We start from the raw sequence: 3,950 nt of genomic DNA, 5'->3' as shown, positions 1-3,950 counted from the left end.
GGACTTAGATTAGTTCTGTATGTTGGCATTCATAAAATAATTGCTGTAATTACGTCTTATTTTCATGATACAAAAAGTGGAAAACCAAGATATCTAAACTATGTCTCTACAATTGAAACCATAATTGGTGTAGGAATACTCTGGTTTGGATTTAATCTATTTTTCACCGATCAAATTGATTACAATACAAGATACATTGTAGGCGGAACATTACTAATTGGATTTACACTTTTAGCTTTTTCACTTGTTGACAAAATACGAGCACGTGTTCTTACTCACATGTTTAAGAGAGATGTGTATGTTAGAATTTTAACAGTTATTGTTATTGCAGTTATTGTTGGTGGTCTAGTCACAGTAAACAATAGTATCGCAGATGCAAAAAAAATCGAATATCTAGGACCATACACAGCTCAACAAATTAGTGTTAATCGTTACATTGGCCAACTAAATGAAATCAAAGAAAACACACACGAAGTTAAGTTGCAATCAGTATCTCCAAATAATATCAAAAATTATGTTAGTCAAAACAATGATGTGTTAAGTGTAGTTAGAGTATGGGATTGGGAAGCAGCATTTGCAAAACTAAAACCCGAGATTGGATTGATACCCTATGTTGATTTTGAAGACAATGACATTCTTCGCTTTAATAATACATTATACTGGACTGCTTCAATGAAACCAATCTTACCGTCTTCTGTAAGTCTTGCAAATACATGGTATAACGAACATCTTGTATACACCCATGTTCCAAATGGATTCCTTACATTAGAGGCTACAGGCGGTCAAATCATTGATAGTGGAAAATTCTTCAAGCAACGAGAAATCTATTACGGTGAGGGAGGTCTCTTTAAGGACACTTGGTCTGCATATCCAAATTCTAGAGGTACTAACAGTGCAGAATTAGGAGGTGTATCTTATCATGGTAAAGGTGGTTTGGATATATCCCCGCCATTAAGCTGGACTTTTGAGCCAAACTTTTTACTTTCATTTCCTGCAGAATCAGTCCACGTTATGCGATACAAAGACATACAAGACAGAATGAAAACTTTGTATCCTTACTTTTTGTACAATATTTTTGGAAAGGAATTAGATTCAATTCCAGTTACCGACGGCACAAAATCTTATTGGTTAATGCCTTTGATAATTGGACTAGATACTCATGATGTTCCATGGTCTATTGGAAATCCATATCTTAGATTAGTAGGATTTGCACTCATTGATTCATACGATGGAAATATTCAACTGCTAAAAACAGGCGATGATTTCTTCACTGAAATATTTGCAGAACAATATCCTGATCAATTCAAACCTGTACCAGCTTGGCTTGAGAATCAAACACGATACCCCGTAGAACTTTTTAACTGGAAAGCCCAAATGTATAATATTTACCATGTAGGTGATGTTCAAACATTTATTCAAGCAAATGAATTTTATGAAATTCCACAAGGTTTGGAAACTTACTATGTACAAGCAAAACCTCCTGGTTTTAACCAAACAGAATTCATAGGTTTACTTTCTTTGGAACTACGTGGTTCACAAGGAAGAAATCTTGCAGGGTATATGATAGTTCAAAATGATCTTAAAAATTTAGGTCATATTCAATTTTATGAAATTCCACTAAATTCTACTACCAAATTAATTGGCCCTACTGCAGTTAGAGAAGCTTTGGATAAAGATCCTACATTTGCTGAACTAAAGACGCTTTTGAGAAATCCTAGAATTGGAGATAATATTTTGTATAGGGTAGGTCAACACGATATCTACTTTATACCTGTATATACTGCAGGTTCTGGAGGCGTTGTTGCTCAGCTAGGAACTATTGCAGCAGTAGGTGCAGCATTTACTGGAGAGTATTATGTAGGATTAGGAGACACACAAGATAAAGCGTTTGAAGCATATCTCAAAAAGGTATCTGGAGTAGCAGGCGCATCAACATCAGTTAATGTTGATTATGTAGAATTAGGAAGATCAGATAGAATTGATATTATAAAATCCACATTTAAAGAAAATGGAATAGAAGTATCTGAACCAACATCAATTCAGATTCCGTTATCATTTAAAGAAGGTGAGATATTCTTCTTTACTGAAAAGGATCGTGGTGACACAGAGACATTCCTAACAGACTTCATAAACAATTTTGTAAAGCCAAGAAGTGACAGAGTATTCATGTGGCAAGAAGATACAAATCTCAATATTGGAACAATAATTGTAAAAGACAATATTCCTGAAATACATTACGTTTCAATTTCAATAGGTAATTAATCACCAATTTTTTTCTGAATATAATTCTAGAAAATTGAAATTATTAGAATTCAATAATCAAATCAAACCTAAAATATTTTACAACGTTAAATTAGGCAAAGTTTCTTTATCAACTATTGTTACTAGTAATTGATAATGGTTCTGTCTATACTAAAAATCTAATTGATTTCTTAAGCGATAAAAAAATACACTATAAAAAAATAACACCTGAATTATTAGATCTAAAATCATTAGATAATTATAATTCTTTTATCTTATCTGGACGAAGAAAAAATGAAAAAAAAGTCAATGAAATTAATTCAAAAATAATTAACTTTGCGGTAAACAATGATAAAAAACTATTAGGCATTTGTTACGGTGCAGAAATATTAACTCTGACTTTGGGAGGTACCATTAAAAAATCAGTTATTCTTCAGAGGGGAAACGAAAAAGTTAGCATTCTAAAAGAAAATCCACTTTCTAGTGGAAATTTGCATGTTTTTGAGAGTCATGGATTTGAAATTTCTAAATTACCTGATGTCTTGATTGGAATTGCAGAATCTAAAAATTGCAAATTTGAAATCATACAATATGATAAAAAACCAATTTTTGGAACACAATTCCATCCTGAAATGAGTGACGATGGCAAAAATTTGATTCTAAAAGTTTTGTTCAATTTGATTGATTTTAATATCTCTTAAACATAATTTTACTTCATGGAATCTGTAGATCATCAACTATTGCTTCCTTTAGTAGAAGAAGAAAACAAATGCTTGCCTTTACCAATCAATGTTGTTTCAAAATATTGGAATGTCAACCTTTCAATGTCTGAAGCGATTGAAACTGCAAAACAATATTCAAATTATAATGGAAGTATCATGATTGAAGGAATCGAATCTGCAGAAAGACATGGTTTGACATGTAAAATTATATCTTCTTCTATATCTGAATTGAAAAAAATTATTGATATGGGAATTCCACCTATGGTGATTCTTCCAGGAATTCCTGAAATAACACAACATGTTTCAGTAATATCTGGTTATGATGATGGAGAAAATACTATTCTTCATTATATACAGAAAGGAAATCAAGAGGGTGAACAACAAGAAGGAGCTATACCTCAGAAAATCTTTGATAAAGAATGGTCGGAAGATGGACGATTATTGATACTTTTAGCTCCACAGGATATTTTATCTTCAATTAAAATAAATGAATCAAATGAAAAATCAAATAAACTTTGTCTTGTATCTGAAAGACAAAATATCCAAAAAAATACAACTGACGCTTTAGAGTCTTTAAAAAAATCAATCGACTTGGATCAAAATAATCCAACCGCATTGTATTTACTTGCAAGTTTACTTAACGAACAAAATTCAACTGACTGTATAACATATTATGAAAAATGTATAGAACTTAACAATAGATTTTATCTTGCATACAATGGACTTGGTAACTATTATCTTAAATCTAATCAGTTTGATAAATCTGAATTCTATTATAGCAAAGCAATCGAAATCAACCCTAAAAGATCTGCAAAAATCTACAAAAATCGTGCTTATCTACGTGAGAAACAAAAAAACAATTCTGATGCAAAAAATGATCTTAAAAGTTATCTGAAACTTTTTCCAAAAGCAAAAGACAGAGGAATTATTGAACAAGCAATTAGGGAATTATAAGTGCGGAGTACGGGATTTGAACACGTGACCTTC

At 31.6% G+C, this 3,950-nt stretch carries 3 protein-coding genes; all 3 read left to right on the top strand.

The genetic code is table 11. The features are described from left to right. Positions 1-2,262: UPF0182 family protein (locus BG20_RS02025; protein ID WP_010190205.1), on the top strand; the 2,262-nt coding region annotated here is incomplete at its 5' end. Between the two features lie 116 nt (positions 2,263-2,378). Beyond that, positions 2,379-2,942: a type 1 glutamine amidotransferase gene (locus BG20_RS02020; protein WP_010190204.1), complete on the top strand. Its 564-nt coding sequence runs from the start codon at positions 2,379-2,381 to the stop codon at positions 2,940-2,942. A gap of 15 nt (positions 2,943-2,957) precedes the next feature. Then, positions 2,958-3,917: a tetratricopeptide repeat protein gene (locus BG20_RS02015; protein ID WP_010190202.1), complete on the top strand. Its 960-nt coding sequence runs from the start codon at positions 2,958-2,960 to the stop codon at positions 3,915-3,917. The last annotated feature ends 33 nt before the right edge of the window (positions 3,918-3,950 follow it).

The sequence above is a fragment of the Candidatus Nitrosarchaeum limnium BG20 genome, assembly GCF_000241145.1.
Taxonomy (GTDB): domain Archaea; phylum Thermoproteota; class Nitrososphaeria; order Nitrososphaerales; family Nitrosopumilaceae; genus Nitrosarchaeum; species Nitrosarchaeum limnae.
Note: the sequence above shows the minus strand (reverse complement) of the source record. Positions and strands in the feature narration are given on the sequence as shown.

Excerpts from the sequence above, each read along its gene's own strand:
- BG20_RS02015 (WP_010190202.1), top strand. The coding sequence starts at position 2,958 with ATGGAATCTGTAGATCATCAACTATTGCTTCCTTTAGTAGAAGAAGAA.